We start from the raw sequence: 26,907 nt of genomic DNA, 5'->3' as shown, positions 1-26,907 counted from the left end.
GGGCATATGCCAAATTTCGGGCCCCCAATCAAGTCGAAACCGCCCATTTAAAAGAGGACATTGACGAAAAACCGCAAATTCGTCCCCGGCAGGAGGACCTCGTTCTTGCGGTAGGACACGCTGTTGCGGATGTCCTGATTGAGGAGGTTATTCCCGACGACGCCGACTGTCATCTCCCGGCCGAGCGGCGAATCCTTCGGGAAGACAATGCGGTAGCTCAGCTCCGCCTTGAGCAGGTCATAGCCTTTCGTCGGCGTCTCGCCCGTCGCGGCGATAGCGTTCTGCGCGAAGGCGTGGAGAAGGTTGATGCGCGCCAGCCAATTGGCGTCGCGCCAGAACAAGCCGCCCCCGAGCCGCACGGGCGGGATGCGCGGGACATTGCCGCCGCTCGCGAAACTCGCCCGCACGACGTCGAATTGGTTTTCGACGCCGAGCGTGCCCCCCGCCAGAGGCGCCGCGTCGATCTGGCTCTGAAACTCCCCGCCGCGGAAAACCGCGTTGCGCTGGGCGTAGAGCGCCTGAGCGAGATCGCCTCCCTCTCCGATGGGCGTGCAGCTCGAAAAGCTCGCCTCGCAGATTTCGCCCGTCAGATCGCGGAAAATGAAGCCGTCGAAGCGCGTGTAATAGACGTTCGCCTCGAAACGGAACGGCCCGGCTGCGCGGCGCAGGCCCAGTTCGACTGTCTTGGCCGTCTCCATCGCGAGATTGGGATTGCCGACGTCGAAGGTGCCCGTCGCGTCGTGCGGGCCGCGCGAGAAAAGCTCCGGGGCGCGCGGGGCGCGCTGGATATATTGCGCATTGAGGCTCGCGGTCAGGCCCCCGGGCAGGTCCTGCAGCAGCGCGGCCGCGCCGCTGACCGGCGTGAAATCGCGCCCCCTCCGCAGCGAGATATCCGGATTCGCGGCGAAGTCCGGAATGGCGCCCGCGATGTTGACGCGTTCGACGCGCGCCGCCGCCTGCGCGCGCAATCCGTCGGCCAAACTCAGCTCGTTGAAGAGAAATCCAGCGACGGATTTGGTTCGGTTGGGATCGAACAGCCCGCCGTCGATCCCGGCGGCGGAAAGCGATTGGTGGAAGCCCTGCACGCCGACGGAGGTCTTGAGCGCGCCGATCGGCGTCGCGACAGGCCGCAATTGCGCCTCGAACCGGGTTTCGAGCGACTTGTCGAGGAAGGTCTGCTGGACGCCGTCATAGCCGCCCTCATTCCCCAATTCGTTGTGCTGGTAATCCGATAGCCCGGCCCAGAAGCGGATCGTTTCGATGGCTTCCGAGGGCGGGCGGACTTCGCCCTTGGCGGCGATGCGCGTCTGACGCATGTCGATGCGGGTATTGGCGGCGGCCGGTTCGGCGCCCGGAATGTGGTACAGGCTCCAGAATTGCGTGACCGAGACGCCGACATGGCCCTGGTCGAGAAGGTAGGTCGCGCCGAGCGAGGCGGCGCCCATCCGCGCTGCCGAATTGGGCTGGCGCCCATCGACCGGCGGCGGCGGGTCAGGCGGGAAAAGATAGGGATAGCCGGGGATGCGATAGTCGCTAGCGCGCCTCCCCGTGACGTCGGCGTGGACGAGGACATTCCCGCGCCCGGCGTCTAGCAGCGTCGCGTTTTCAAGGCCGTTGTCGACCGTCGAGACGGCGGCGCGGGTTTCGAGCCGGGCGCAGCCCTGCTCCCGGAAGCGCGCCGGCTCGTCGCAGGGCGGCTTCTCGGGAATGCGGTTGTTGGAGACGCTCACGACGCCGCCCGAGGCGGCCGGACCCCAGCGCAGCGTGGCGGGGCCGCGCAGGACCTCGATCTGGTTGGCGCCCAGCGGATCGAGCGGAACGCCATGGTCCTCGCCAAGCTCCGAGACGCCGCTGGCCCCGAGGCCGTTCTCCTGAATGCGCACGCGGTAATTGTCGAGGCCGCGCACGATGGGGCGGCTCGCCGCGCCAGGCGCGTAGCTCGAGCCTGTTACGCCCGGCTTAGAGAAAAGGACGTCGCCCAGGGTCGCGCCCGGCAGGCGGCGCAGTTCCTCCTTGTCGACGACGACCAGCGCGTCCGGAGCGATCGGCAGAACGCCACGCGGCGTCGCCTCGGGAACCGAAGCCTGACTCGGGCGCGCCCCAGCCGCGACGGGCGCCGCAGCCCGCGAAGGGGCGCGCGCCTGCGCCACGGGCCGCGAAACCTGCGACGGACGGGGGCGATGCGCGCCGCCAACGTCGATCGGCGGCAAAGACTGTTGCGCGGCCGCCGGGCCGGGAAAGATCGCGCAAGCGAAAACGAGACTGGAGGTCGCCCAACCGAGCGCATTGAGAAAGCCTGCCTGTCCCATTCCGCCGCCATATGTAATGTTATAACAATCACGTTATAACATTACATGCCAACGCTCGGTCAAGCGCCCGCATCTCTCGAAGGCTCGCCGCCGTCCCCGGCGTCGGCCTCCTCTCTCTATGGCCGCTGACGGACGAACTTCTCCCAGCCCGCCGCGCGGAGCTGGCAGGCGGGGCATTCGCCGCAGCCATAGCCCCAGTCGAACCGCTTGCCGCGCTCGCCGAGATAACAGGTGTGCGTCTCCTCGACGATCAGCGAGACGAGCGCCTGCCCGCCAAGCTCTTCGGCGAGCGCCCAAGTCGCCGCCTTGTCGATCCACATCAGCGGCGTATGGATTTCGAGATCCATCGCCATGCCGAGCGTCAGCGCGCGATTGAGCGCGCGGATCGTTTCGTGCCGGCAATCCGGGTAGCCGGAATAATCCGTCTCGCACATGCCGCCGACGAGGTCGTTGACGCCGCGCCGATAGGCGAGCGCCGCCGCGAAGGTGAGAAACAGCAGGTTGCGCCCCGGCACGAAGGTCGTCGGCAGGCCGTCGTCGCGCAGTGCGATTTCCGCCTCGCGCGTCAGCGCCGTGTCGGAGATGGCGCCGAGCGCTTCGATGGAGACGGTGTGATCCTCCCCGAGCCGGGCCTTCCAGTCGGGCGAGAGCTTCGCAAGCTCCTCCCGCAAAACCGCGCGGCGATCGAGTTCGACGCGATGCCGCTGGCCGTAATCGAAACCGACCGTTTCGACGCGCGAGAAACGCGAGAGCGCCCAGGCGAGGCAGGTCGTCGAATCCTGTCCGCCCGAGAAAAGAACGAGCGCGGACGCGCTCTCATTGTGATCGGAGGCCATGGCCGCTCATATGCTGGAGGGCGGTCGAGCGCGAAGGACGCGACTTTTCGTCATTCTACGTGCGCGCCTCGAACCTTCAAGCGCGCTTGCAATCGCTCGCGATGGCGAGAAGCGACGCAAAGCGCCATGAGCGTGACTGCCGCCGCAGTTAGATGCGTAAAATTTGTGCGCGCAAGCAGAACAACGCCGCACTCTTTCGAAAGCCCTTGTTCCACGGACGAATTCAAGAACCACGCGACTTGCGGGCGAGCGTCGCCTTGAGCAAGGCCCGCCCGTTTCTTCGGACTGAGCGCATTGTCAAGGTACACAAAGCTCACAGTTTAAAGGCTGTTCGCAAAGCGCCAGGGAGGCGAATATGGGACAGTCTACATATCGAGGTTTCGCGTCGATGGATCACGAGAAGCATCTCGAAATCGCGCGAAAAGGCGGGAAATCCGTTCCCGCGGAAAAGCGCAGCTTCTCACAGGATCACGAACTCGCCGCGCAGGCCGGCCGCAAGGGCGGACAGAGCGTCGCCGCGAAGGATCGCAGCTTCTTCCGCGACCGCACGCTCGCCGCGACCGCAGGCCGCAAGGGCGGGCACGCCTCGCATGGCCAGCGTCCTCAGTAAGCGCGTTCGGATGTTTCCCTTTCGCTCGCATCGTTCGTGCGAGCGAAAAGGCTAGGCGGCGGGACGGCGAGCCGCGCGCTGCTGGGCGGGCGTATCGAATTTCGGCAGGGCGTTCATCACGCGCTGCGGCGGGAACACGACAATGGCGTCAGTGCCCTCGCGCACTTTCGACTTCAGCATGAACTGACCGCCATGCAACTCCACGAGGCCCTTCACGATCGGCAGGCCGAGGCCCGTGCCTTCGTCCGCGTTCTTCTGCGCGAGCGTGCCGCGGCCGAATGAGGACATCACGGTGGCGATCTCGTCTTCGGGGATGCCCGGCCCCGTGTCCTTGATCGCGATATATTGCCCGCCGGTGCTGGTCCAACCGACCTTCAGCGTCACCTGTCCGCCCTGCGGGGTGAATTTGATGGCGTTGGTCAGCAGGTTGAGGATCACCTGACGCACGGCGCGCTCGTCGGCCCAGATGCGCGGCAGGCTCGGCTCGACCGATTCGATGAGCTTGATGTCGCGCTTTTGCGCGCGGATCGTCAGCAGATGCCGGCACTCCTGCGCGATATTGACCAGCGAGACGCTCTCTTCCTTCAGCTCGTAACGTCCGGCTTCGACGCGCGAGAGGTCGAGAATTTCGTTGATGAGCATCAGCAGATGCTGGCCGCTCGAATGAATGTCGTTTGAATAATCCCGATAGGCGGGGTTGGCGTGCGGACCGAAAAGCTCGCCTTTCAGCACTTCGGAGAAGCCCAGAATCGCATTGAGCGGCGTGCGCAATTCATGGCTCATCGTGGCGAGAAAGCGCGACTTCGCGAGATTGGCCTCCTCCGCACGCAGTCGCGCCTCGTCCATATTGGCGTTGGCGTGCTCCAGTTCGGCGATCAGCTCGTTTTTCTCGGCGCGGAAAAACAGGCTTTCGGAGGCGAGCTGATGGAAGCGCTTGGCGAGCACATAGAAGAAGACCTGCGTCGCCACGACGGTCGCGAGCAACGCGATGAAAGTGTCGCCGCCGCCTCGATTGACGTAGGTAATATAGGCGATGGCGGTGAGTGAGCTGGGCGCGATCGTGGCGTAGACCGCCGCCGGTATTGTCGCCGTGACCATCGTATTGAAGGCCGACGACAGGAGCAGCATCACCAGGACGAGCGTGCGGGCGTTGGGATCCTTCGCCGCGAAAAGCATCGCCGCGACGCCGGCCCAGACGACTCCGTGCACCAGCTCCGTGCCGACGAATTTAGTGCGCCACTGCTTGACCGTCACCTTTTCGTCCTCCACGGACTCGAGGTTCTTGGCCATGCCGTAGCAGAGGATGAGGCTCGAAAAAGCGAGGACGAGCCAAATGATGATGCGCTGGCCCGGCACCCAGTAGAGCGCCAGCAGCGACATCATCAAAATGAGCGAGACCGCCGAGACCGCCGAATTGACGCGCGTCTCCGCATAGGCTCTGAGCAACTGCAGGTCGGTGCCGCGATGTCCGGTGTCGGACGTGGTCAGGCGTTCGCGCGCCTGCCGCACCCGGGCGCCGAGGCGACGCTTCTGCGTCGCCGTCTGCGGATCGAGACCGCGGCCACGCTCGATCATTTCGGCGGTGACTTCACTCATTCTTCACACGCACGCAGGGCAAAACTCAAACGTTACTAGGTGGCGATAATCGCTTGGAAAGATTAACAGCCCCCTCACAAATCGCCACGATTTCGACCATATTCAGGCTTCCAGCCCCATGAGGAAGACATGCTGCTCTACGATGCGCCGCGCGCGCCGAATCCGCGGCGAGTCCGCATTTTTCTCGCCGAGAAGGGCGTGGACCTACCTACCCGGGAGGTGGACCTCATGGCGCTGGAGCATATGGAATCCGATTATGCGCGCATTAACCCTCTGCGCGCGGTCCCCGCGCTCGTTCTCGACGACGGCTCGGTTCTCACGGAGTCGGTCGCGATCTGCCGCTATATCGAATGGCTCCATCCCGACCCGCCGCTTTTCGGGCGCGGCGTGCGGGAGCAGGCTTTCGTCGAGATGTGGCAGCGGCGCATGGAATTCGCGCTCTTCCTCCCCGTCGCCTTCGCCTTCCGCCACAGCCATCCCCGAATGGCCGTTCTGGAGAGGCCGCAATTTCCCGACTTTGCCGAGGCGCAGCGGTCGCGCGCCGTGGAGGCCATGCGCTATCTCGACGTCGAACTCTCGGACCGCGCTTTCGTCTCGGGCGACGCTTTCACCATCGCCGACATCACGGCCTATGTCGCGCTCGAGCTGACCAAGCTCGCCCGGATCGGCATCCCCGAAGATCTGCCCAATCTCGCGCGCTGGCGGGCGTCGATCGGCGCGCGGCCGAGCGTGGCTCTCTGATGGCGGGCGACCGGGCGAAAAGGCTGGAGGCGCTCTCGGCGCAAATCCGCGCCTGCCGCCATTGCGCGGAGGCGCCCGCGCCCCTGCCCCATGCGCCGCGCCCGGTGTTTCGGGTCTCCCCCACGGCGCGGCTCCTCGTGGCGAGCCAGGCGCCGGGCAATCTCGTCAATCAGACGGGGATCCCCTTCAACGACCCCTCCGGCGAGCGGCTGCGGGACTGGATGGGCGTCGACCGCGACACCTTCTACGACGTCTCGCGCATCGCCATCGCGCCCATGGGCTTCTGTTTTCCCGGCAACGACGCGGCCGGCGGCGACCTGCCGCCGCGCCCCGAATGCCGGAAACTCTGGCACGACAAGCTGTTCGCGGCGCTGCCGCAGGTCGAAACCGTTCTCGCCATCGGCCGCTACGCGCAGGACTATCATTTCGCGCGGCTCGGACACGATGTGCCCAAGGGCGCGAGCGTTTCCCAGACCGTCGCCCGCTGGCGGGAGTTTCAGGACGCGCGGCCGATGATTTTTCCCCTGCCCCACCCCTCCTGGCGCAACAGCGGCTGGCTCAAGAAGAACCCCTGGTTCGAGGCCGACGTCCTGCCGGTTCTGCGCGCCGAGGTCGCGCGGCTGGTCAAAGAGTGAGACAAGCGGGCATGGACACCGTCACCATCGGATCGGGACCGCGCGCCGCCGTCTTCGCCAATGACCGGCCGCTGGCGCTGATCGCGGGCCCCTGCGCACTGGAAAGCCGCGACATGGCGCTGGAAGTCGCGACTGAACTCGCGCGTCTGTCGGACGGGCTGGGGATTGGCGTCGTCTTCAAAGCGTCCTTCGACAAGGCCAACCGGACGAGCGGCGCCTCGGCGCGGGGAATCGGCCTCGACGCGGCCCTGCCGATCTTTGCGGAGATCAAGGAGAAAACTGGCCTGCCCGTCACGACCGACGTGCATGAGAGCTGGCAATGCGCGCCCGTGGCGGAGGTCGTGGACCTTTTGCAAATCCCGGCGTTTCTCTGCCGCCAGACGGATCTCATCGTCGCCGCCGCGCAGACGGGCAGGCCCGTCAACATCAAGAAGGGCCAGTTTCTCGCGCCCTGGGACATGGCGCATTCCATCGAGAAAGCCCGGACGGCCGGGGCTTCCGGGGCCCTCGTCACCGAACGAGGGACCAGCTTCGGCTACAACGCCCTCGTCGTCGACATGCGGGCGCCGCCCATCCTTGCCGAGACCGGCGCGCCGGTGATTTTCGACGCCACCCATTCCGTGCAGCAGCCCGGCGGGCGCGGGGCCTCCTCGGGCGGCGAGCGGCGCTTCGCGGCGACGCTGGCGCGGGCGGCTGTGGCTGTCGGCGTGGCGGGACTTTTCGTCGAAACGCATCCGAACCCGGACGCGGCGATCTCCGACAGCGCGACGCAGATTCCGCTGCGGGAACTGGAGGCGATGATCGAAGGGCTCCTCGCCTTCGACCGGCTGGCCAAATCATTCAGTGCGCATTCATGAGGCGGGCGCGAGGATCGGCAAGAGCCCCTAAAACGCCCCAATGGCCAAGAAGATAGGCTCGAAAGGAATCGCTCGATGGACAAGAAGACAGCAGGCCTGGTGGGCGCCATTTCCGCGCTGACCCCGCTCGCGGCGGCGGCCGCGCCAGCGGCGCAGACGCTCGCGGACGTCATGGCCCCGAAATCATACGCCGAACTCCTCCAACCGATCCCCAATGCGGCGGCCTTGCTGAAGGAAGCCGCCGCGGCTGAGCCGGAGGCGCGCGTCGAGCAGGCGCAGTATTACGGCAACCCGTATTACTATCCGAACTACAATTATTATTACGCTCCGCGGCGGCGCTATTACCACCATCATCATCACCACGGCTATTGGGGCGGCGGCGGATGGGGGCGGCCCTATTACCATCACCACCACCATCACCACGGCTACGGGTGGGGCTACTGAGCGACTGGCGCTCCCCGACTCGCGCGGGGAGCGCGCATTATTTCTGGTCCTCTGACAGTTTCCGCGCCGCGCCATGGATTCGGCGATAGGTGCCGTCGAAAACCGTGTCCGTCGTCGAGAGCCATTGCGAGTCGACGCCCAAGGTCTGCCGGCTCGCATAGATGCGTCGGGACTGCAATTCGCGCTCGGCCGCTTCGTCTTCGCTCATCGGCGCCAGCTCGAAATCACCCTCTGCCGGGATCATCGTGAACTGCGCCATCGGGTCGCCTGGGCGGAAAATATGCGTCTGGCCCTCGGCTGGCGATTTGAAGACGATGAAGTAGATCATCGGCCACCACTCGCGGATCATCGCCGGCACGGCGATGGGAGCGGTTCCGGTCATGTCCGTGTAGAAGCTGGGATGCGTCTCCACCTTGATGGCGAAGCCCGGCTCGGGCTTCAGGTCCAGCAGGGTCTGATAGGTGTAATAGGCGCCGCCGAAATCTCTGAAGGGCGGCCAGTTGCGGCCGGGCGCGGGCGGCGGGCCGAAGTCGCCCTCGAAGATCAGCTTGCCGCCGCGGGTCGTTACCCTCAACTCATTGTCATAGGGGTAAAAGACCTCGACCCCATATTTCGCGGCCTCGGTGAAGGGCACGCAATGCCAAGCGTATTCGTGCGAGCCGTCCGTGCGCTTCTCGGGCTGGCCCGCCCAGCCCGGTATTTCGAGCTTGGTGCGGCGCGGGCGCAGGTCGTCGCCGCCCATCCGATATTTGATCTTCTGCATGCCGCTCCTCCTGCGAGACGCGCCTTTAAGCTGGGAAAAGCGGCGTTTTTGGAAAAGCCTCAGCCCCGCCCGCGATAGGGCGGCACGCCCTGATCCGGGAGCCACAGCCCCTCCGGCGCCGGCCCGGTCTGCCAGAACACGTCGATCGGGATGCCGCCGCGCGGATACCAATAGCCGCCGATGCGCAGCCATTTGGGCTTCATCGCCGCGACGAGGTCGCGCCCGATGCGCACCGTGCAGTCCTCGTGGAAGGCGCCGTGATTGCGGAAGCTCCCGAGATAGAGCTTCAAGGACTTCGACTCGACGAGCTTTTCGCCGGGAACATAGTCGATGACGATATGGGCGAAGTCGGGCTGGCCGGTCACCGGGCAGAGCGAGGTGAATTCGGGCGCGGTGAAGCGCACGAGATAGGTCGCGTCCTTATGCGGATTGGGCACGAGGTCGAGTTCGGCCTCGTCCGGCGAAGCGGGAAGCGGCGCCTTCTCGCCAAGGAGAAGCGCGCCTTCATGGGTCTTGGTCATGGGGCTAAAGATAACGGGCCGTCGCGCGCGTCAAGGCGTTCGACTCCCTCTCCCCACGCGTTGGAGAGAGGGAATTTACGGATCCCGGTCGTCCGCGCATTCCCCCGTGCGCAGCGTGATCGGATGCGACGTCATCCAGCCGGAAAGAAAGCGGTTGCCGTCCGTCTTGAGCGCCGCCTGCATTTCCGCGCGGATGATCTCCAGCCATTTCTGCCGGCGGTCGGGCGTGTTCATCTCAGCAGGCACGCCAAGGTCGATGGCCTTGATCGCGAACTGGAAGGGCATGGTGTGCCAGAAGGCCACCGCGCCGCCGCCCTGCATCGCCTCCACGGCGCCTTCCGGGGTTTTGGCGAGCTTCTCCTGCTCGGCGACCGGCACGGCGTCCGCCTTGCCGTTCCCCGGCGCCGCGATGACGACGCCGTTGCGATAGAACATATTGGTGACCGCGCCCTTGCGCTCGGCGGCGAGATTGCCGCCGATGACGAAGGTGGCGTTCGACTTCTCGACGGCGCATTTCACCATCCGGTCGAAGCAGGCGGCGACGCCGGACATATGGGCGTTACAGCCCGTCTCGATCCATTTCGCCATGGTCTCGGGCTTCACGTCGAGAATATAGGCGACGCCCTGCGGATATTCGCAGCGCTGCACCAGCGCCGCCGGCCTCTCGACAGCCGGGGCAATCCGACGGTGGAAGTGGACGTCGTGCTGGAAGACGGCGCCGAGGGGCGCGCCGCTGTGCCCTCGGGCGCTTCGACCGGCGCGCACGAAGCCATCGAGCTGCGCGACGGCGACAAGGCGCGCTACCAGGGCAAAGGCGTGCAAAAGGCTGTCGATGCCGTCAACGGCGAGATCTTCGATGCGCTGTCGGGGCTGGATGCCGAAGACCAGCGCGGCATCGATGCGGCCCTCATCCAGCTCGACGGTACGGACAACAAAAGCCGCCTCGGCGCTAACGCCATCCTCGGCGTTTCGCTCGCTGTCGCCAAGGCGGCGTCGATCTCCAACAATTTGTCGCTTTACCGTTACATCGGCGGCGTCAACGCGCGCGTCCTGCCGGTGCCGATGATGAACATCATCAACGGCGGCGTCCACGCGGACAACCCGATCGACATCCAGGAATTCATGATCATGCCGGTCGCGGCCGACAGCGTGCGCGATGCAATCCGGATGGGGCGCGGAAATTTTCCAGACGCTGAAGAAGCGCGCTGAAGAAGGCAGGCCTCGCACGTCCGTCGGCGACGAAGGCGGCTTCGCGCCGAACCTTCCCTCCGCCGAAGCCGCGCTCGACTTCATCATGAAGGCGATCGAGGATGCGGGCTTCAAGCCGGGCGACGACGTGATGCTCGCCGCTCGATTGCGCCTCGACCGAGTTCTTCAAGGACGGCAAATACGTGCTTGCCGGCGAAGGTAAGTCGCTCGACAGCGCCGCCAACGCCAAATACCTCGAAGACCTCGTAAACCGCTTCCCGATCATTTCCATCGAGGACGGCATGGCGGAGGATGATTGGGCCGGCTGGAAAATCTTGACCGATCTTCTCGGCAAGCGCGTGCAGCTCGTCGGCGACGATCTTTTCGTCACGAATACCGAGCGGCTTGCGGAAGGCATCGAGAAGGGCGTCGCCAACTCGATCCTGGTGAAGGTCAACCAGATCGGCTCGCTCACCGAAACGCTCGACGCCGTCAGATATGGCGCAGCGCGCAGGCTATACCAGCGTGATGTCGCACCGCTCCGGTGAGACGGAAGATTCCGACCATCGCCGACCTCGCGGTCGCGACGAACTGCGGTCAGATCAAGACTGGCTCGTTATCGCGCTCGGATCGTTTGGCGAAATACAACCAGCTCATCCGCATCGAGGAAGAACTCGGCGACGACCGCGGCAGACTTCCACCCCGCCCGACCCGGCTTCGCCGGGCCACCCTCCCCGTAAAGGGGAGGGATTTTTGTAACGAACGCCCGGCTTACCCGATGACCATGGAAAAAACCTTCGATCCCCGCTCCATCGAGAGCCGCATCCGCGAGACCTGGGAAGAGGCGCAAGCCTTCCGCGCCGGGCGCCCCGAGCGCGCCGGCGCCGCGCCCTACTCCATCGTCATCCCGCCGCCGAACGTCACCGGGCTCGCTGCACATGGGCCATGCGCTCAACAACACGCTGCAGGACATCCTCGTCCGCTATCAGCGCATGCGCGGCCGCGACGACGTGCTCTGGCAGCCCGGCACCGACCACGCCGGCATCGCGACGCAGATGGTCGTCGAGCGCCAGCTCATGGAGCGCCAACAAAGAGCCGTCGCGCCGTGAGCTTGGCCGCGAGAATTCCTGAGCGCGTCTGGACGTGGAAGGAAGAATCCGGCGGCAGATCGTCGAGCAGTTGAAGCGCCTTGGCGCCTCCTGCGACTGGTCGCGCGAACGCTTCACGATGGACGAAGGCCTGTCGCGCGCCGTCGCCAAAGTTTTCGTGCAGCTCTATCGCGAGGGGCTGATCTACAAGGACAAGCGCCTCGTCAACTGGGACCCGAAGTTCCACACGGCGATCTCCGATCTCGAAGTCGTGCAAGTCGAAGCGCGCGGAAAATTCTCGTGGTCGAAAGATAGCGGCGAGCCGTTCGATGCGGCGGCGCTGGCAAAGGTGCTCGCGAAAGATCCGAGCGGCCACATGTATCACTTCCGTTACCCGCTCACGCACAAGGTGCCGGGCTACGACAAGGATTACATCGTCGTCGCCACGACCCGCCCTGAGACGATGCTCGGCGATACCGGCGTCGCGGTTCACCCCGAGGACGAGCGCTATGCGGCGCTGGTGAAAGCCGGCGCCAAGGTGAAACTGCCGCTCGTCGGCCGTGACATCCCGATCGTCGCGGACGAATACTCCGATCCCGAGAAGGGCACCGGCGCGGTGAAGATCACGCCCGCGCACGACTTCAACGACTTTGAAGTCGGCAAGCGTCACAATCTCGCTCAGATCAACATTCTCGATGCCTTCGGCAAGATCAACGACGAAGCGCCGGAAGCTTATCGCGGCCTCGACCGTTTCGACGCGCGCAACAAAGTCGTCTCCGATATCGACGCGCTGGGCCTCTTGGAAAAGATTGAGCCGACCGGCCACACCGTTCCGCACGGCGATCGCTCCGGCGTCGTCATCGAGCCGTGGCTGACGGACCAGTGGTACGTCAATGCCGGCGAACTCGCTAAAAACGCCGTCGCGGCTGTCGAGAACGGCAAGACCGTCTTCGTGCCGAAGAACTGGGAAAAGACCTACTTCGAATGGATGCGCAACATCCAGCCCTGGTGCATCTCGCGCCAGCTCTGGTGGGGCCATCGCATCCCGGCATGGTATGGGCCTGACGGCAAATACTTCGTCGCGGCGACGGCAGAGGAAGCACAGGCGCTCGCTCAAAAGCATTACGGCGACGAAGTTGTCCTGACGCGCGACGAAGACGTGCTCGACACCTGGTTCTCTCCGCGCTCTGGCCGTTCTCGACGCTCGGCTGGCCGGACGAGACGCCGGAACTCGCGCGCTTCTATACCCGACGAGCGTGCTCGTCACCGGCTTCGACATCATCTTCTTCTGGGTCGCCCGCATGATGATGATGGGCCTCCACTTCATGAAGGAGGTGCCCTTCAAAGACGTCTACATCCACGCCCTCGTCCGCGACGAGAAGGGCGCGAAGATGTCGAAGTCGAAGGGCAACGTCATCGACCCGCTTGTCCTGATCGACGAGTTCGGCGCGGACGCGCTGCGCTTCACGCTCGCCGCCATGGCCGCGCAGGCCGCGACATCAAGCTCGCGAAGTCGCGCGTCGAAGGCTATCGCAACTTCGCGACCAAGCTCTGGAACGCCTCGCGCTTCGCCGAGATGAACGGAGTGCGCGCGCCAGCGCGACTTCGATCCGAAGACGGCGTCTCAGACCTTCAATAAATGGATCATCGGCGAAACCGAGCTGACGGCGAAGGCCGTCAGCGCGGCGATCGAAGCCTATCGCTTCAACGAAGCCGCAGGCGCGATCTACGATTTCGTCTGGAACGTCTTCTGCGACTGGTATGTGGAGCTGATCAAGCCGGTGCTGGCTGGCGATGAGGCAGAGGCGAAGTCCGAGACGCGGGCCGTCACCGCCTGGACGCTCGATCAGATCCTGAAGATGCTGCATCCGTTCATGCCCTTCATCACCGAAGAGCTGTGGGCGAGGAGAGGGATAGGATTGTCGCGTTCATCAACCGCGCTGATCGCGAGCCACGTTTCCCTCCCCCTTGCGGGGAGGGATCAAGGGTGGGGGTCGACAATCCAGATCGTGATTGCGGCTCCCCCACCCTGCCCTCCCCGCAAGGGGGGAGGGATGGATCGCGGCCTTCATCGCCGCCTCGGGCCGCGAAGCCTTCATCCACAGCGCTGATCGTGAGCGTCCCCTCTCCCGCGAAGCGGGGGAGGGACAGGGAGGGGGCATCTCCGCTAAACTACGCCCATGACCCTCACGCACAAACCCGTCGGCCCCGGCAGCCATGTCTTCCTCGTCGACGGCTCGTCCTTCGTCTTCCGCGCCTATTTCCAGTCCATCCGGCAGGACGCGAAATACAACTATCGCTCTGACCGCCTGCCGACGGGCGCTGTGCGGCTCTTCTGCACCAAGCTCCTGCAATTCGTGCGCGAAGGGGCCGCGGGCCGGACGCCGACGCATCTCGCCATCATCTTCGACAAGAGCGAGAACAGTTTCCGCAAGGAAATCTATCCCGAATACAAGGCGCATCGCTCCGAGCCGCCGGAAGACCTCGTCCCGCAATTCCCGCTCATGCGCGCGGCCGTGCGCGCCTTCGGCCTCACGCCGATCGAGCAGGACGTCTATGAGGCCGACGACCTCATCGCGACCTACGCCGCGCAGGCGCGCGCGAAAGGCGCGGACGTGCTCATCGTCTCGGCCGACAAGGACCTGATGCAGCTCGTCGGTCCGGGCGTCACCATGTACGACCCGGCCTCGGGAACGGCGGGCGCCAAGGGCGCGCGCGAGGAGCGGCTGATCAACGAAGCGGAAGTCGTCGACTATTTCGGCGTGACGCCCGACAAGGTCGTCGACGTGCAGGCGCTCGCGGGCGACTCGACCGACAATGTGCCCGGCGCCAAGGGCATCGGCATCAAGACCGCCGCGCAGCTCATCAGTGAATATGGCGACCTCGACACGCTGCTGGAGAAAGCCCCCGGCATCAAGCAGCCCAAGCGCCGCGAGGCGCTGACGGACCCGGACGCGGTGAAGCTCATTCGCCTCTCCAAAAAGCTCGTCGAACTCGTGCGCGACGCGCCGGTGGAGACGAAGCTCGACGATCTCGGCCTGCATCAGCCCGACGCCAAGAAGCTCGTCGCTTTCCTTCAGGCGATGGAGTTCACGACCATCACCCGCCGCGTCGGCGAGCTTTACGGCGTCGACATCCACGACATCGAACCCGATCCGCATTTCCTCGGCCCCGCCGGCTGGCGCGCGCGCAATGGCGAGGTCGATCATGCGGCGGCGCCGAAGCCGCAGGAAAAGCACGAACCTGCCGCCGAGAAAATGGCAGGCGACGGCTACGCGCCCTCGACGCTCGCCGCGAAGCGCAAGGCCGAGGCGATCGCCGCGAAGATCGACCGTTCGACGTATGAAACCATCATGTCGGTCGAGCGTCTCGATCAATGGATCGCGGACGCATATCAAGCCGGCGTCGTCGCGCTCGACACGGAGACGACCTCGCTCGATCCGATGAGCTGTGAGCTTGTCGGCGTTTCCCTCGCGCTGGGCCCGGGCCGCGCCTGCTACATTCCGGTGGGGCACCGTGAAGGCGGGAATGGCGATCTCTTCGGCGGCGCGGATCTCGTCGCGGGGCAGGTTCCGATTGAAACCGTCATCGACAAACTAAAGCCGCTCTTCGAGGACGACGCCGTCCTGAAGATCGCGCACAACATGAAATATGATCTGGAGGTGCTTTCTCGCTACGGGATCGCCGTCGCGCCGATCGAAGACACGATGCTGATTTCCTACGCGCTCGATACGGGCCGCAACAATCACGGCCTCGACGAGCTGGCGAAGAAGCATCTCGACCACGAAAACATCACTTTCGCGCAGGTCGCGGGCACGGGCCGCAACTTCATCGGCTTTGCGCGCGTTCCGCTCGACAAGGCGACAGAATACGCCGCCGAAGACGCGGACGTGTCGCTGCGCCTGTGGCGGGCCTTGGCGCCGCGCCTGCCAGCCGAACGTAAGACGACGGTCTATGAGACGCTTGAGCGGCCCATGGTCGAGACGCTCGCGCGCATGGAGCGGCGCGGGATCACCATCGACCGGCACATGCTCTCGCGCCTCTCGGGCGAATTCGCGCAGGACATGGCGCGGCACGAGGCGGATATTTTCGAGCTTGCCGGCGAGACGTTCAATCTCGGCTCGCCCAAACAGTTGGGCGACATTCTCTTCGGCAAGATGGGTCTGCCCGGCGCCAAGAAAACCGCGACCGGCGCCTGGTCGACATCCGCGAGCGTGCTGGAAGACCTCGCGGCGGAGGGCAACGACTTCGCGCGCCGCATTCTCGACTGGCGCCAGCTTTCAAAACTCAAGAGCACCTATGCCGACGCGCTGCCCGGCTTCGTGAACAAGGAGACGGGGCGCGTCCATACCTGCTATTCGCTCGCCGCGACGACGACGGGACGGCTGTCGTCGTCGGAGCCCAATCTGCAGAACATCCCTGTGCGCAACGAAGCGGGGCGAAAGATCCGCAAGGCCTTCATCGCCTCGCCCGGCCATGTGCTGATCAGCGCCGACTATTCGCAGATCGAATTGCGGCTGCTCGCGCATATCGCCGACATTCCGCAGCTCAAAAAGGCCTTCGCTGACGGGATCGACATTCACGCCATGACGGCGTCCGAAATGTTCGGCGTGCCGGTGAAGGACATGCCGCCGGAAGTGCGTCGACGCGCCAAGGCGATCAATTTCGGCATCATCTACGGCATCTCGGCCTTCGGCCTCGCCAACCAGCTTTCCATCCCGCGCGAGGAGGCGAGCGCCTATATCAAGAAATATTTCGAGCGCTTCCCCGGCATCAAGGATTACATGGAGGCGACGAAGAAGACGGTGCGCGAGAAATATTGCGTGACGACGATCTTCGGCCGGTCGCTGCATTTCCCGCGCATGTCGTCAGCGAACCCCTCCGACCGCGCCTTCTACGAGCGCGCGGCAATCAACGCGCCGATTCAAGGCGCCGCCGCCGACATCATTCGCCGCGCCATGGTGCGTATGGACGACGCGCTACTGGACGCGGGCCTCTCGACGCAGATGCTGCTGCAGGTGCATGACGAACTCGTCTTCGAGGCGCCCGAGGCGGAAGCCGAAGCGACGATAAAGGTCGCCCGCAGCATCATGGAGCAGGCGCCGCTCCCCGCCGTGCAGATGAGCGTGCCGCTGCATGTCGACGCCCGCGCGGCGAAGAATTGGGACGAGGCGCATTGAGGGAGCGCGAGCCTTCAGGCGCGCATAGGCTGATGACAAACCTTGAGAGAGCGGCCTCGTCCTTCGAGACGCGAGCTTGCGTTCGCTCCTCAGGATGAGGCCTATGTGTGTGATGCAGCAGGAGAAAGCCCCTCATGCTGAGGAGCCTGCAAAGCAGGCGTCTCGAAGCATGAGGGGCGCCAACCCGACTTTGGCGGCAAACTAGCGCGAGCCATAAGGCTCGCGGTCCGGCGATCAAAGTCCCGGATCGACGCCCGACGCTGGCTCCTTCTTCCCTTCCAGCCCGTAGCTGTACCGCGTCCAGAAGCGCTCGTGGAAATAATAGAGCGCGAAGATCGCGATCATCTCGACGCCGGTGATCTCCGCCGACAGCGCGGGGTCGTGCACGAAGGCGTTGACGATGACGAAGGTCGAGAGGCTCGCCGGAACGAGCCAGGAGAAAGCCTTGGCGAGGCTGCGCTGGCGCGTCGGCTTGTAGCCGTCACGCTCGATTTCGACGCCTTCCATCGAGGCGTAGCTGAGATCGGTCAGCGGCGCATCGGCGCGGCGTTCGGAGGCCGCGACCGTCTTCACCATGCCGACCGCCACCGTCTCATTGGTGATGCGGTCGATGAGGATGAAGCCGCCTGTCTCGCGGTTCTCGACATAAGGATCGCAGGCGACGACCGTTTCGAGCGAGAGTTTCGCTTCGCCGATCTCGTTGAAGGCGAGCGTCTCGCCGGACGCGATCGGGGCCGCAAGTCCGGACTCGATCTCGATGCGGGACGCGACTTCGCTCACGCTCGCGGGCGTCGTCTTCGTGCCGATCTTCAGCAGATAGCTCTTTCCAACGGCCAGCGGCTCGCGCACGAGCCACAGTAGCCGCGCCTCCAGCCGGTCGCCGACTTTCGCGGGCGAGACGGGCGACGACAGAAGATCGCCGCGCGAGCAGTCGATCTCTTCGGCGAGCGTGATCGTCACAGCCTGGCCGGAGACCGCGCTTTCGAGATCGCCGTCATAGGTGACGACGCGCGAGACGCGCGTGTCGCGGCCCAGCGGCAGGATCCGAACGATATCGCCAGGGCGAATATTGCCGCCGCTGATGAAGCCGGAGAAACCGCGGAAATCCAGGTTCGGGCGATTGACCCATTGCACCGGCATGCGGAAGGGCGCGATGCGCATCACGTCCTCGACCGCGACGCCTTCGAGATAGGTCAGCAAAGGCGGGCCGTCATGCCAGGGCATCTTGCCGGCGTCGCCATGAACGAGATTGTCTCCGTCCTTCGCGACGAGCGGCAGGACATAGATGGAGGCGAAGCGCAGATGCTTGGCGAATTCGCGGAAATCCGCCTCGATCTTGCGGAAGACCTCCTCGCTGTAATCGACGAGGTCCATCTTGTTCACCGCGACGACGACATGGCGCACGCCGAACATCGAGGTGATGACGCTGTGGCGGCGCGTCTGCGGCAGGATGCCCTTGCGCGCGTCGACCAGCAGGATGGCGAGATCGGCCGTCGAGGCGCCGACCGCCATGTTGCGCGTGTATTGCTCGTGGCCCGGCGTGTCGGCGACGATGAATTTGCGGTTGTCGGTTGCGAAATAGCGATAGGCGACGTCGATGGTGATGCCCTGCTCGCGCTCGGCGGCGAGGCCGTCGACGAGCAGCGCGAAGTCGAGATCGTCGCCCTGCGTGCCGTGCTTCTTGGAGTCGGCTTCGAGCGCGGCGATAAGATCGTCGGGCGCGAGATCGGCGTCATAGAGCAGACGGCCGATCAGCGTCGACTTGCCGTCGTCGACCGATCCGCAGGTGATGAAGCGCAGGAGCGGCTTGTCTGCCGCATGACGCGCGGCGGCGGGCGCGGGCGCGTCGATGACCTCGGCGTCGCTCTGCATCAGAAATACCCTTCCTGCTTCTTCTGCTCCATGGAGCTGGAGCCGTCATGATCGATCAGGCGACCCTGCCGTTCGGAGGAACGGCTCTCGCGCATTTCGGTGATGATCTCGTCGAGCGTGGCGGCCTCGCTCTCGATGCCGCCCGTGAGCGGGTAACAGCCGAGGGTGCGGAAGCGCACCATCCTGTTCTCGATCGTCTCGCCCGGTTCGAGCTGCATGCGGTTGTCATCGACCATGATGAGCGTGCCGCCGCGGCGCACGACCGGCCGCTCTTTGGCGAAGTAGAGCGGCACGACGGGGATATTTTCGCGCGCGATGTAGTCCCAGATGTCCGCCTCGGTCCAATTGGACATGGGGAAAGACGCGCAGGCTTTCGCCCTGCGCCTTGCGCGTATTGTAGAGGCGCCAGAACTCGGGGCGCTGGTTCTTGGGGATCCCAGCGATGCTGCGCGGTGCGGAAGGAGAGCACGCGCTCCTTGGCGCGGGATTTCTCCTCGTCGCGGCGCGCCCCGCCGAAGGCCGCGTCGAACTTGTATTTGTCGAGCGCCTGCTTCAGCGCCTCCGTCTTCATGATCTCGGTGTGAAGCTTCGAACCGTGCGTGAACGGCCCGACGCCCATCTCGATCCCCTTGGGATTGATGTATTCGATGAGCTCCAGGCCCCATTCCTTGACGATGTTGTCGCGGAACTCGATCATCTCGCGGAACTTCCAGGTCGTGTTGACGTGGAGCAGCGGGAAGGGCGGCTTCGACGGATAGAAGGCTTTCATCGCGACATGCAGCATCGCCATGGAGTCCTTGCCGATCGAAAACAGCATCACCGGCTTTTCGCATTCCGCGACAGCCTCGCGCATGATGTGGATGCTCTCCGCCTCGAGCCGATCGAGATGGCCGAGCGAACGGGTCGGAAGCGCGCTCATCCGAACACCTCCGGCGCGCCGGGCTTGCCGGGGCCGCGGCGCAGAACGCCGTCCTCGCCCACATGCAGGCCGCATTCCTTCTTGTCGTCCTGCTCCCACCACCAGCGGCCGGCGCGCTCGTCCTCGCCGGGCTTCACCGCGCGCGTGCAGGGCGCGCAGCCGATGGAGAAATAGCCTTTGGCGTGCAGCTCGTTCACTGGAATCGAAAATTCCTGCGTGGCGTCGACGATGGCGTCGCGCGTATAGTCGATGACGGGATTGATCTTGAGCACCTTGTGTCCGGCGTCGAAGGAGATGATCGGCGCGTCGGCGCGCGCGGCGGACTGATCGGCGCGCAGGCCAGTGATCCATCCGGAGACGCCGTCGCGCAGGCGCGACAGCGGCTCGACCTTGCGCACATGGCAGCAGGCCTTGCGCGCCTCGACGGATTTATAGAAGCCGTTGACGCCCTGCTCTTCCACGAGCGCTTCGAGCGGCGCCGCCTGCGGATACACGGCGCGGATGCGGCGGGCGTAGCGGGCCTCCGTCTCTTCCCAAAGCGCGTAGGTTTCGGGAAAGAGGCGGCCCGTGTCGATCGTCGCGACGTCGAAGTCGAGCCCCTGCGTGAAGATCGAATGCGTGATGAACTGATCCTCGACGCCGAAGCTCGTCGTGAAGACGATACGGCCGGGGATGAATTCGCGCACGAGCTGCAGGCGATGGTCGAGATCGAGCGGCGCGAGGCGCGGCCCGAGTATCTCAGCGATGGAAGCCGTCATTTCGCCGCCGCCTTTCGCCGCGCGTCGAGGATGGAGCCAGCCGCGACATAGCCGCGCTGATAGGTGCGGGAGTAAGCGGCGCGAGCGCCCCGCCACTGCGCGGCGTCCTGCCGTTCGGCGAGGTCGTCCGGAATTTCGACCGTGTCGAAACCGCAGCCGAGGGCATGGGCGTATTGATCGGCGAGCAATCGCCCGCTCGCGCGCAGCTCGCCGGTAAAGCCTGCGCGACGAATGAGGCGCGCGAGCGAGAACCCGCGCCCATCGGCAAAGGCCGGGAAGGCGATCTCCACGAGCTCCAGACGCGGCAGCGCGGCTGCGAGCGAAGCCGGGTCGGCGGTGTTCGGGACGTTCACGCCGAGAGAGACGCCCGCGGGGAGATGGGCGAGTGCATGCTCGAGGCGCGCGAGCGACACGACGGCCTTGCCGCTCTTCGGCAAGGCTTCCTCGTCCGCGAGCCGGCGCCAGCCGTCTTCGATGAAACGGCCGTCAGATATCAGCGCCATCTTCGCCCTCCCGACGCAGCACGTCCTTGAAACGGGCGTGACCGACGCGCCGCCATGTCTCGATGAAAGTCTCGCCTTCCTGGCGCTCCGCCAGATAGAAGTCGACAATATGTTCGATCACGTCCGGCACCTGCTCCGCCGTCACGCCCGGACCGAGGATCTCGCCGATATTCGCCGAGAGCGTCGGATCGCCGCCAAGCGTGATCTGGTAGGATTCCTGGCCCTTCTTTTCGAGGCCGAGAATGCCGATCGCGCCGACATGGTGGTGGCCGCAGGCGTTGATGCAGCCGGAGATCTTGATGCCGAGCTTGCCGATGCGGCGCTGGCGCTCAAGATCTTTGAAGCGCTTCGAAATCGCCTGCGCCACCGGAATCGACCGCGCCGTCGCCAGCGCGCAGTAATCGAGGCCTGGGCAGGAGATGATGTCGGAGACGAGGCCGGCGTTGGCCGTCGCGAGGCCGGCGGCGTCGAGCGTCTTCCACAGATCGAAGAGATCGTCCTGCTTCACATGCGGCAGGATGACGTTCTGCTCATGGCTGATGCGCAGCTCGCCGAAGCCGAAGCGCTCGCTGGCGTCGGCGAGGACGCGCATCTGCTGCGAGGTGGCGTCGCCCGGAATGCCGCCGATCGGCTTCAGCGAGACGGTGACGGTGGCGTATCCCTGAACTTTGTGGGGCGCGACGTTCACGTCCACGAAATTGCCGAAGGCCGGATGCGCGACGCGCTCGGCGCGCAGCTTCTCGGACTCGGCCGGCAGGGCTTCGTAAGGCGGCGGCGCGAAGAAGGCGGCGATGCGCTCGAACTCGGCCGGATCGTAAGAGAAGACCCCGCGGTCCATCGAGGCGAATTCCGCCTCGACGGCGTCGCGCACGTCGTCGAGGCCGGTTTCGTGAACGAGGATCTTGATGCGCGCCTTGTATTTGTTGTCGCGGCGGCCGAAGCGATTATAGACGCGCATGATCGCCTCGAGATAGGCGAGCAGGTCCGCGCGCGGCACGAAGTCGCGGACGACCTTGCCGACGAAGGGCGACCGGCCGAGGCCGCCGCCGACGACGACCTGATAACCGATATCGCCCGCGTCGTTCGTAAGGATGCGCAGGCCGATGTCGTGGACTTTGATCGCCGCGCGATCATGCTCCGCGCCCGTCACCGCGATCTTGAACTTCCGCGGCAGGAACGAATTCCGGATGGAAGCTCGACCATTGGCGCAGGAACTCGGCCGTGGCGCGCGGGTCCTCGATCTCGTCCGTCGCCACGCCGGCGAAATGGTCGGCCGTGACGTTGCGGATGCAGTTGCCGGAGGTCTGGATGGCGTGCATCTCGACGTCGGCGAGCGCCTCGAGAATGTCCGGCGTATCGACGAGCTTCGGCCAGTTGTATTGCAGGTTCTGGCGCGTGGTGAAATGGCCGTAGCCGCGGTCATATTTGTCCGCGATGTCGGCGAGGCGGCGCATCTGCCGCGCGGTCAGCGTGCCATAGGGAATGGCGACGCGCAGCATATAGGCGTGAAGCTGAAGATAGAGCCCGTTCATCAGGCGGAACGGGCGGAACTCGTCTTCCGTCAGCGAACCTTCGAGACGCCGGCGCACCTGCTCGCGAAACTCGGCGACGCGCTCCTTCACGAAGGCGGCGTCGTATTCGTCGTAGCGGTAAGTCGTGGTCGGGGCGTTGGGCCGCGCGAGATTGGGATCGTGAGCGGTCATTTACGCTGCTCCTTGCGCCTGCTTGCCGAGGTCGAGACGCACGCTCGGCCCCTTGATGCGCATTTTTTCGCGGTAATGCAGCGGCGTCGGAACGCCGTCGGCGCCGATTTCAACATCGGCGAGGTAAACGTCGACGACTCGATTGGCGACGATCTCGGCCTTGCCGAAAGCCTCCAGCGCGCCGGCCTCTTCCTTGTCGCGCGCGACGCGGGCCTTGGCGTGGTCGCGCTCCCAGCCCTCTTTCCCGAGGAACAGCACTTCGCCGTCCGCGAGGTGGGAGGCGAGCAGAATTTGAGGATGCTTGAGCGCCGGCATCACGTCTCCTGCGCCAGTTTGAGAGAGAGGCCGCTCATCTCGTCACACCAGATGATCTGGCAGGAGAGGCGGGAATTTTCATAAAGCATCGGCAGTTCGTCGAGCTTCTCCAGCTCGTCCTCGCGCGGCGCCGGCACGCGCGCGGCCGAATCGGCGTCGAGGACGACATGGCATTCCGCGCAGGCGAGCGCGCCGCCGCATGTGTTGTCCATGCCCATGCCATAGTCGCGCAATATTTCCATCAGCCGCCATCCTTCGACAGCCGCAAGCTCGTGAACGACGCCGTTGCGGTCCTCGACGCGCAGGAAGGGCGTATCGGGCTCCGACGGCGTTGCGGGCGGATCGGCGACAATGTCCAATGCAATACTCATGCGCTCGTTTGGGGTTAATGCGACGGCTCGTGCGACCGGCGGCGGTCGCGTTCTGTATTTCGAACGGTTAGATACTCTAAATCGCACGCATGTCAATTCACTTTCCAAAAATGCCTAATGCATCCAAATCACATCTTATCTCTGTTGAAAGGCGAAACGCCCAGCAAATTCACAGCTGGGACATGACAAACGGCCACATTCTATGTTTGTTAAGAATCGGGTGACCAATCGGAACGGCAGCGCGCAAGCGCCATAGGAGACCGCATGGTAAAAAGGCCAACCAAAACCACGAAGGAAATGCCGCCGCCTCCGAAGAAGGAGCCGGAACCGCGTCGCGAGGTGAGAGAGATCGCCTCGCCGCAGCAATCTTCAGGAGCCATTATGAAACCAACGGTCATTGTCGTCGGCGCCGATAAGGGGGGCGTTGGGAAGACGACAATTGCACGAGCCGTTCTCGACTTCCTCTCCCTCAACAATCTAACGGCCCGCGCCTTCGACACCGAGACGCCGCGCGGCACGCTCTATCGTTTCCATCCGGACGAGACGATGATCGTCGATCTGACGTCGACCGCCGACCAGATGAAGATCATCGACACGCTGAATTCGTCGCAGGCCAAGGTCAGCATCATCGACGTGCGCGCCGGCGGCTTGAGCCCGGCGCTCGAGGCGCTGGACGAAATCGGCTTTTTCGACGCGGTGAAGGCGGGCGAATTCCGCTTCATCCTGCTCCACGTCATCGGCCCGTCCATCGCGTCGCTCGAGGAGATCGCGGAAATCGCGCCTTATATGACGGACGCCAATTATTTCATGGTGAAGAACCATGTGAACGACACGACGTTCTTCGAGTGGGATCCGCAGACGCACGCGAAATATTTCGAGGACGTGCATACGACCGGCGAGATCACCATCCCGAAGCTCGGCGAATTGGCCTATGAGCAGGTTGAGCTTGCCGGCACGCCCTACTCGACCTTCATCTCGAACCAGACGGCCGAAGGCGAACCGGCGGACCACTCCTTTGTCCTGCGCGGCTATGTCCGCACCTGGCTCGCGAGAGTCGCGGACGAATTCGAGCGGGTGGGCCTCCTCGACCTCATCAACGGCGCAGCCCGGGCGCGTTAAGGAGGGGGCGGCGTCGCCCTCGCCCGCGAGGTTTGAATGAGTCGCCGCACCCTCGTCTACTTCGTCTGCTCGCCGCATTCGCGCACTGGCGTGACCACTGCGGCGCGGCTTCTGACGGACTACTATCTCTCGCGCGGAGTTCCGGTCGAAGGCTTCGACACGGATTCGCGCGAGCCCTCCTACGCCCTGCGTTTTCCGGGCATGTCCCGCGTCGTCGACATTTGCGACGTGAAGGGACAGATCTCCCTTTTCGACCGCCTGCTCGTGCCCGACGAGATGCCGAAAGTCGTTGACGTCTGGAGCCGGTCCTTCGACCAGCTTTTCTCCACCATCGCCGAGATCGGCTTCCTCGACGAGGCCCGTCGCGCCGGCGTGAAGCCCATCATCTTCTACCAGTCCGACAGTTCGCAGACCGCCGCGAGCAATGCGCGGCTCCTCAACACGACCTGGCCCGATCTCTGGATGACCGTCATCCACAATGAGGGCGCCGCGCCGCTGGGGCCGGACGCCCTGCATCTCCTCGCGCAATATCCCGCGCGCGGAAAGCTCGTCATCCCCCGGCTGGAGGCGGCGATCGCGCAGGCGCTGGACGATTTCGATCTGTCGCTCGCCGACTTCCTGCAGGAGCCGCCGACGGACATGTCCATCGTCGTGCGCGCCGCGCTCAAGGCGTGGCTTCTGCCGATCTTCACGCAATTGCAGAGCTTCGAGTTGCGGCTCGATCTGCAATCGAGCGAGTTCCTGCGTTAGGACCAAAGATGGAATACAGAAAGCTCGGTCTTACGGATCTCTCCGTCTCCGCGATCTGCCTCGGCTCCATGACCTGGGGGCAGCAGAACACCGAGGCCGAGGGGCATGAGCAGCTCGACTACGCCCTGTCGCGCGGCGTCAATTTCATCGACACGGCGGAAATCTACTCGATCCCGCCGCGCCCGCAGACGCAGGGCTCGACGGAGCGCATCATCGGCTCGTGGCTCGCCGCCCGCAAAAATCGCGACAAGGTGATCATCGCGACCAAGGTCGCCGGACGCGGCGACGCCCACTGGCTGCGCGAAGGCGGCGCGGGCACGGTCCTCGACCGCAATAACATCAATGCCGCCATCGAGGGCTCGCTGAAGCGTCTGCAGACCGACTATGTCGATCTTTATCAGCTCCACTGGCCCGACCGCTCATTGCCCCTCTGGGGCGCGGGCGGCACGACCTATCGCCGACCTTCGAAGCGGGCCGAAGTCCCCATCGAGGAAACGCTCGAGGCGCTGGATGATCTGGTGAAGGCGGGCAAGGTCCGCCATGTGGGCCTTTCCAACGAGACGCCCTGGGGCGTCGCGCGCTTCCTGCGCGCGGCCGAACTCGGCCATGGGCCGCGCGTGGTTTCGATCCAGAACGCCTACAACCTCATCAACCGCACCTTCGAGATGGGCCTCGCGGAGTTCGCCGAGCGCGACGGCGTCGGGCTCCTCGCCTATTCGCCGCTCGCGCAGGGCTATCTCACCGGCAAATATCAGGGTGGCGCGCGTCCGCCGGGCGCGCGGACGACGCTTTTCGAGCGGGCGCAGCGTTACGAGAAACCCGGCGTCGAGGCGGCGATCGGCGCCTATCTCGACCTCGCGAAGGACATCGGCGCCGATCCCTCGCAACTCGCCATCGCCTATGTGACGTCGCGCCCCTTCGTGACCTCGAACATCATCGGCGCGACGACGATGGCGCAGTTGAAGACCGATCTGGATTCGGTGGATTTGAAGATCACGCCCGAGATCGAGAAGCGGATCGACGAGATCCACCAGCTCCACAGCAACCCGGCGCCGTAACGGCAGCTTCTTTCGTCATTGCGGGCGCAGCGAAGCAATCAGGACCGCATTAGGCTCCAGATTGCTTCGCTGCGCTTGCATTGACGAAACAGGCTTGGCGCTTACGCATGCCCCGCGGCGGAGGACAGCCGCTCCAGATCGATCCCCATCGACCGCAGCGCGCGCGTATATTTGCTGCCGAGATCGCGGTCGAAGAGCAGCTCCGGATCGGCGGGGCAATGCAGCCAGCCGTTCCTCTGGATTTCGTCCTCGAGCTGCCCCGCGTCCCAGCCGGCATAGCCCAGGGCCAGCAGCGCGTGATGCGGCCCCTCCCCGGCGGCGATGGCGCGCAGAATGTCGATCGTCGCGGTCAGCGACACGCCGTCGTCGATGGGCAGCGTGGAATTGTCGAGGAAGAAATCCGGCGAATGCAGCACGAAGCCGCGGTCCGTCTGCACCGGCCCGCCGGAAAGCACCTGAATTTCCTCGGCGCCGCGCGGCAGGCTGATGCGCTCCTGCGGCGCGATGACCTGCAGTTGCACGAGAAGCTCGGGGAAATTCTTCACCCGCGCCGGCTGATTGACCACGATGCCCATCGCGCCTTCTTCCGAATGGGCGCAGAGATAGATCACCGATCGCGCAAAGCGCTCGTCCGCCATGCCGGGCATGGCGACGAGCAAATGCCCATCGAGATAGCGACGACCGGCATTGCCAACGCCGCCGCCCGCAGGCTGCTCGGAAACTTGCTTTGATTGCCGCACGCTCATAGGGTCATGCTACGCCCGCAACGCC

The 26,907-nt window shown here is 64.7% G+C and carries 22 protein-coding genes and 4 pseudogenes; 11 read left to right on the top strand and 15 right to left on the bottom strand.

What is annotated here, in order from left to right:
• Positions 1–47: 47 nt before the first annotated feature.
• Together ACPFMJ_RS18210 and queC are read right to left on the bottom strand one after the other, a co-directional pair.
• Positions 48–2,309: a TonB-dependent receptor gene (locus tag ACPFMJ_RS18210; protein WP_424361308.1), complete on the bottom strand. Its 2,262-nt coding sequence runs from the start codon at positions 2,307–2,309 to the stop codon at positions 48–50.
• 116 nt (positions 2,310–2,425) lie between these two features.
• The gene (gene queC / locus ACPFMJ_RS18205; RefSeq protein ID WP_424361307.1) at positions 2,426–3,145 is read right to left on the bottom strand and encodes a 7-cyano-7-deazaguanine synthase QueC; all 720 of its coding nucleotides are present in this window, start codon (positions 3,143–3,145) and stop codon (positions 2,426–2,428) included.
• A gap of 355 nt (positions 3,146–3,500) precedes the next feature.
• Between queC and ACPFMJ_RS18200 the strand changes: the two genes are divergently transcribed.
• Positions 3,501–3,755 (top strand): general stress protein, encoded by a 255-nt coding sequence (locus ACPFMJ_RS18200; protein WP_424361306.1) that lies wholly within the window; start codon positions 3,501–3,503, stop codon positions 3,753–3,755.
• A 51-nt stretch (positions 3,756–3,806) separates the two neighbouring features.
• Here ACPFMJ_RS18200 and ACPFMJ_RS18195 read toward each other — a convergent pair whose 3' ends face one another.
• Positions 3,807–5,351 (bottom strand): sensor histidine kinase, encoded by a 1,545-nt coding sequence (locus tag ACPFMJ_RS18195; protein ID WP_424361305.1) that lies wholly within the window; start codon positions 5,349–5,351, stop codon positions 3,807–3,809.
• A gap of 129 nt (positions 5,352–5,480) precedes the next feature.
• Between ACPFMJ_RS18195 and ACPFMJ_RS18190 the strand changes: the two genes are divergently transcribed.
• The 4 genes from ACPFMJ_RS18190 (at position 5,481) to ACPFMJ_RS18175 (ending at position 8,028) form a co-directional block, all read left to right on the top strand.
• Positions 5,481–6,092: a glutathione S-transferase family protein gene (locus ACPFMJ_RS18190; protein ID WP_424361304.1), complete on the top strand. Its 612-nt coding sequence runs from the start codon at positions 5,481–5,483 to the stop codon at positions 6,090–6,092.
• On the top strand, positions 6,092–6,727 hold the full coding sequence (locus ACPFMJ_RS18185) for a uracil-DNA glycosylase family protein (protein WP_424361303.1): 636 nt from the start codon (positions 6,092–6,094) through the stop codon (positions 6,725–6,727). The genes ACPFMJ_RS18190 and ACPFMJ_RS18185 overlap by 1 nt, the downstream gene beginning before the upstream one ends.
• An 11-nt stretch (positions 6,728–6,738) precedes the next feature.
• A complete protein-coding gene (kdsA, locus tag ACPFMJ_RS18180; protein WP_424361302.1) occupies positions 6,739–7,584 on the top strand; it encodes a 3-deoxy-8-phosphooctulonate synthase in 846 nt (281 codons plus the stop codon).
• Positions 7,585–7,659: 75 nt separating this feature from the next.
• Positions 7,660–8,028, top strand: a complete 369-nt coding sequence (locus ACPFMJ_RS18175) for a hypothetical protein (RefSeq protein ID WP_424361301.1) — start codon at positions 7,660–7,662, stop codon at positions 8,026–8,028.
• A 37-nt stretch (positions 8,029–8,065) separates the two neighbouring features.
• Here the strand turns inward: ACPFMJ_RS18175 and ACPFMJ_RS18170 are convergent, their stop codons facing one another.
• From ACPFMJ_RS18170 to ACPFMJ_RS18160, 3 genes are all read right to left on the bottom strand, one after another.
• Positions 8,066–8,791 carry a hypothetical protein gene (locus tag ACPFMJ_RS18170; RefSeq protein WP_424361300.1) on the bottom strand — a complete coding sequence of 242 codons (726 nt, stop codon included), beginning with the start codon at positions 8,789–8,791 and terminating at the stop codon, positions 8,066–8,068.
• Between the two features lie 59 nt (positions 8,792–8,850).
• Positions 8,851–9,312, bottom strand: coding sequence for a preQ(1) synthase (queF, locus tag ACPFMJ_RS18165; protein WP_424361299.1), 462 nt, complete (start codon positions 9,310–9,312; stop codon positions 8,851–8,853).
• A gap of 75 nt (positions 9,313–9,387) precedes the next feature.
• Complete coding sequence (locus ACPFMJ_RS18160; RefSeq protein ID WP_424363944.1) at positions 9,388–9,960, bottom strand: hypothetical protein; 573 nt, start codon at positions 9,958–9,960, stop codon at positions 9,388–9,390.
• Here ACPFMJ_RS18160 and eno point away from each other — a divergent pair.
• The 3 genes and pseudogenes from eno to polA all read left to right on the top strand — a co-directional run.
• Positions 9,943–11,179 (top strand): annotated as a pseudogene (gene eno / locus ACPFMJ_RS18155) (phosphopyruvate hydratase); the annotation flags it as partial. The gene ACPFMJ_RS18160 and the pseudogene eno overlap by 18 nt on opposite strands.
• Before the next feature lie 99 nt (positions 11,180–11,278).
• Positions 11,279–13,492, top strand: a pseudogene (locus ACPFMJ_RS18150) (valine--tRNA ligase); the annotation flags it as partial.
• 276 nt (positions 13,493–13,768) lie between these two features.
• On the top strand, positions 13,769–16,768 hold the full coding sequence (polA, locus tag ACPFMJ_RS18145; RefSeq protein WP_424361298.1) for a DNA polymerase I: 3,000 nt from the start codon (positions 13,769–13,771) through the stop codon (positions 16,766–16,768).
• A 234-nt stretch (positions 16,769–17,002) separates the two neighbouring features.
• Here polA and cysN read toward each other — a convergent pair whose 3' ends face one another.
• From cysN to ACPFMJ_RS18105, 8 genes and pseudogenes are all read right to left on the bottom strand, one after another.
• The gene (gene cysN / locus ACPFMJ_RS18140) at positions 17,003–18,640 is read right to left on the bottom strand and encodes a sulfate adenylyltransferase subunit CysN (RefSeq protein WP_424361297.1); all 1,638 of its coding nucleotides are present in this window, start codon (positions 18,638–18,640) and stop codon (positions 17,003–17,005) included.
• Positions 18,640–19,035, bottom strand: coding sequence for a phosphoadenosine phosphosulfate reductase family protein (locus ACPFMJ_RS18135; protein WP_424363913.1), 396 nt, complete (start codon positions 19,033–19,035; stop codon positions 18,640–18,642). Before ACPFMJ_RS18135 ends, cysN begins: the two co-directional genes overlap by 1 nt.
• Positions 19,036–19,109: 74 nt before the next feature.
• A pseudogene (gene cysD / locus ACPFMJ_RS18130) lies at positions 19,110–19,559 on the bottom strand (sulfate adenylyltransferase subunit CysD); the annotation flags it as partial.
• A complete protein-coding gene (locus ACPFMJ_RS18125; RefSeq protein WP_424361296.1) occupies positions 19,556–20,317 on the bottom strand; it encodes a phosphoadenylyl-sulfate reductase in 762 nt (253 codons plus the stop codon). The pseudogene cysD and the gene ACPFMJ_RS18125, both read right to left, overlap by 4 nt.
• Positions 20,314–20,820 carry a DUF934 domain-containing protein gene (locus tag ACPFMJ_RS18120; protein ID WP_424361295.1) on the bottom strand — a complete coding sequence of 169 codons (507 nt, stop codon included), beginning with the start codon at positions 20,818–20,820 and terminating at the stop codon, positions 20,314–20,316. The genes ACPFMJ_RS18125 and ACPFMJ_RS18120 overlap by 4 nt, the downstream gene beginning before the upstream one ends.
• A pseudogene (locus tag ACPFMJ_RS18115) lies at positions 20,804–22,523 on the bottom strand (nitrite/sulfite reductase). Before ACPFMJ_RS18115 ends, ACPFMJ_RS18120 begins: the two are co-directional and overlap by 17 nt.
• Positions 22,524–22,838, bottom strand: coding sequence for a DUF2849 domain-containing protein (locus tag ACPFMJ_RS18110; RefSeq protein WP_424361294.1), 315 nt, complete (start codon positions 22,836–22,838; stop codon positions 22,524–22,526).
• A complete protein-coding gene (locus tag ACPFMJ_RS18105; RefSeq protein WP_424361293.1) occupies positions 22,838–23,209 on the bottom strand; it encodes a 2Fe-2S iron-sulfur cluster-binding protein in 372 nt (123 codons plus the stop codon). Before ACPFMJ_RS18105 ends, ACPFMJ_RS18110 begins: the two co-directional genes overlap by 1 nt.
• A 378-nt stretch (positions 23,210–23,587) precedes the next feature.
• On the opposite strand from ACPFMJ_RS18105, the gene ACPFMJ_RS18100 reads away from it, so the two are divergent.
• Genes ACPFMJ_RS18100 through ACPFMJ_RS18090 form a run of 3 tightly spaced genes read left to right on the top strand, consistent with a single transcriptional unit; the run spans position 23,588 to position 26,136 of the window.
• On the top strand, positions 23,588–24,328 hold the full coding sequence (locus tag ACPFMJ_RS18100; protein ID WP_424363912.1) for a hypothetical protein: 741 nt from the start codon (positions 23,588–23,590) through the stop codon (positions 24,326–24,328).
• A 36-nt stretch (positions 24,329–24,364) separates the two neighbouring features.
• The gene (locus tag ACPFMJ_RS18095; RefSeq protein WP_424361292.1) at positions 24,365–25,078 is read left to right on the top strand and encodes a hypothetical protein; all 714 of its coding nucleotides are present in this window, start codon (positions 24,365–24,367) and stop codon (positions 25,076–25,078) included.
• A gap of 8 nt (positions 25,079–25,086) precedes the next feature.
• The gene (locus tag ACPFMJ_RS18090; protein WP_424361291.1) at positions 25,087–26,136 is read left to right on the top strand and encodes an aldo/keto reductase; all 1,050 of its coding nucleotides are present in this window, start codon (positions 25,087–25,089) and stop codon (positions 26,134–26,136) included.
• A 101-nt stretch (positions 26,137–26,237) separates the two neighbouring features.
• Here the strand turns inward: ACPFMJ_RS18090 and ACPFMJ_RS18085 are convergent, their stop codons facing one another.
• A complete protein-coding gene (locus ACPFMJ_RS18085; protein ID WP_424361290.1) occupies positions 26,238–26,882 on the bottom strand; it encodes a YqgE/AlgH family protein in 645 nt (214 codons plus the stop codon).
• Between the last annotated feature and the right edge of the window lie 25 nt (positions 26,883–26,907).

Source organism: Methylocystis parvus, from assembly GCF_049675845.1.
Taxonomy (GTDB): Bacteria; Pseudomonadota; Alphaproteobacteria; order Rhizobiales; family Beijerinckiaceae; genus Methylocystis; species Methylocystis parvus_A.
Note: the sequence above shows the minus strand (reverse complement) of the source record. Positions and strands in the feature narration are given on the sequence as shown.

Excerpts from the sequence above, each read along its gene's own strand:
- ACPFMJ_RS18125 (WP_424361296.1), bottom strand. The coding sequence starts at position 20,317 with ATGACGGCTTCCATCGCTGAGATACTCGGGCCGCGCCTCGCGCCGCTC.
- queC (WP_424361307.1), bottom strand. The coding sequence starts at position 3,145 with ATGGCCTCCGATCACAATGAGAGCGCGTCCGCGCTCGTTCTTTTCTCG.
- ACPFMJ_RS18170 (WP_424361300.1), bottom strand. The coding sequence starts at position 8,791 with ATGCAGAAGATCAAATATCGGATGGGCGGCGACGACCTGCGCCCGCGC.
- ACPFMJ_RS18185 (WP_424361303.1), top strand. The coding sequence starts at position 6,092 with ATGGCGGGCGACCGGGCGAAAAGGCTGGAGGCGCTCTCGGCGCAAATC.
- queF (WP_424361299.1), bottom strand. The coding sequence starts at position 9,312 with ATGACCAAGACCCATGAAGGCGCGCTTCTCCTTGGCGAGAAGGCGCCG.
- cysN (WP_424361297.1), bottom strand. The coding sequence starts at position 18,640 with ATGCAGAGCGACGCCGAGGTCATCGACGCGCCCGCGCCCGCCGCCGCG.
- ACPFMJ_RS18210 (WP_424361308.1), bottom strand. The coding sequence starts at position 2,309 with ATGGGACAGGCAGGCTTTCTCAATGCGCTCGGTTGGGCGACCTCCAGT.
- ACPFMJ_RS18195 (WP_424361305.1), bottom strand. The coding sequence starts at position 5,351 with ATGAGTGAAGTCACCGCCGAAATGATCGAGCGTGGCCGCGGTCTCGAT.
- ACPFMJ_RS18085 (WP_424361290.1), bottom strand. The coding sequence starts at position 26,882 with ATGAGCGTGCGGCAATCAAAGCAAGTTTCCGAGCAGCCTGCGGGCGGC.
- ACPFMJ_RS18200 (WP_424361306.1), top strand. The coding sequence starts at position 3,501 with ATGGGACAGTCTACATATCGAGGTTTCGCGTCGATGGATCACGAGAAG.
- kdsA (WP_424361302.1), top strand. The coding sequence starts at position 6,739 with ATGGACACCGTCACCATCGGATCGGGACCGCGCGCCGCCGTCTTCGCC.
- ACPFMJ_RS18090 (WP_424361291.1), top strand. The coding sequence starts at position 25,087 with ATGGAATACAGAAAGCTCGGTCTTACGGATCTCTCCGTCTCCGCGATC.
- polA (WP_424361298.1), top strand. The coding sequence starts at position 13,769 with ATGACCCTCACGCACAAACCCGTCGGCCCCGGCAGCCATGTCTTCCTC.
- ACPFMJ_RS18105 (WP_424361293.1), bottom strand. The coding sequence starts at position 23,209 with ATGAGTATTGCATTGGACATTGTCGCCGATCCGCCCGCAACGCCGTCG.
- ACPFMJ_RS18095 (WP_424361292.1), top strand. The coding sequence starts at position 24,365 with ATGAGTCGCCGCACCCTCGTCTACTTCGTCTGCTCGCCGCATTCGCGC.
- ACPFMJ_RS18190 (WP_424361304.1), top strand. The coding sequence starts at position 5,481 with ATGCTGCTCTACGATGCGCCGCGCGCGCCGAATCCGCGGCGAGTCCGC.
- ACPFMJ_RS18110 (WP_424361294.1), bottom strand. The coding sequence starts at position 22,838 with ATGCCGGCGCTCAAGCATCCTCAAATTCTGCTCGCCTCCCACCTCGCG.
- ACPFMJ_RS18175 (WP_424361301.1), top strand. The coding sequence starts at position 7,660 with ATGGACAAGAAGACAGCAGGCCTGGTGGGCGCCATTTCCGCGCTGACC.
- ACPFMJ_RS18120 (WP_424361295.1), bottom strand. The coding sequence starts at position 20,820 with ATGGCGCTGATATCTGACGGCCGTTTCATCGAAGACGGCTGGCGCCGG.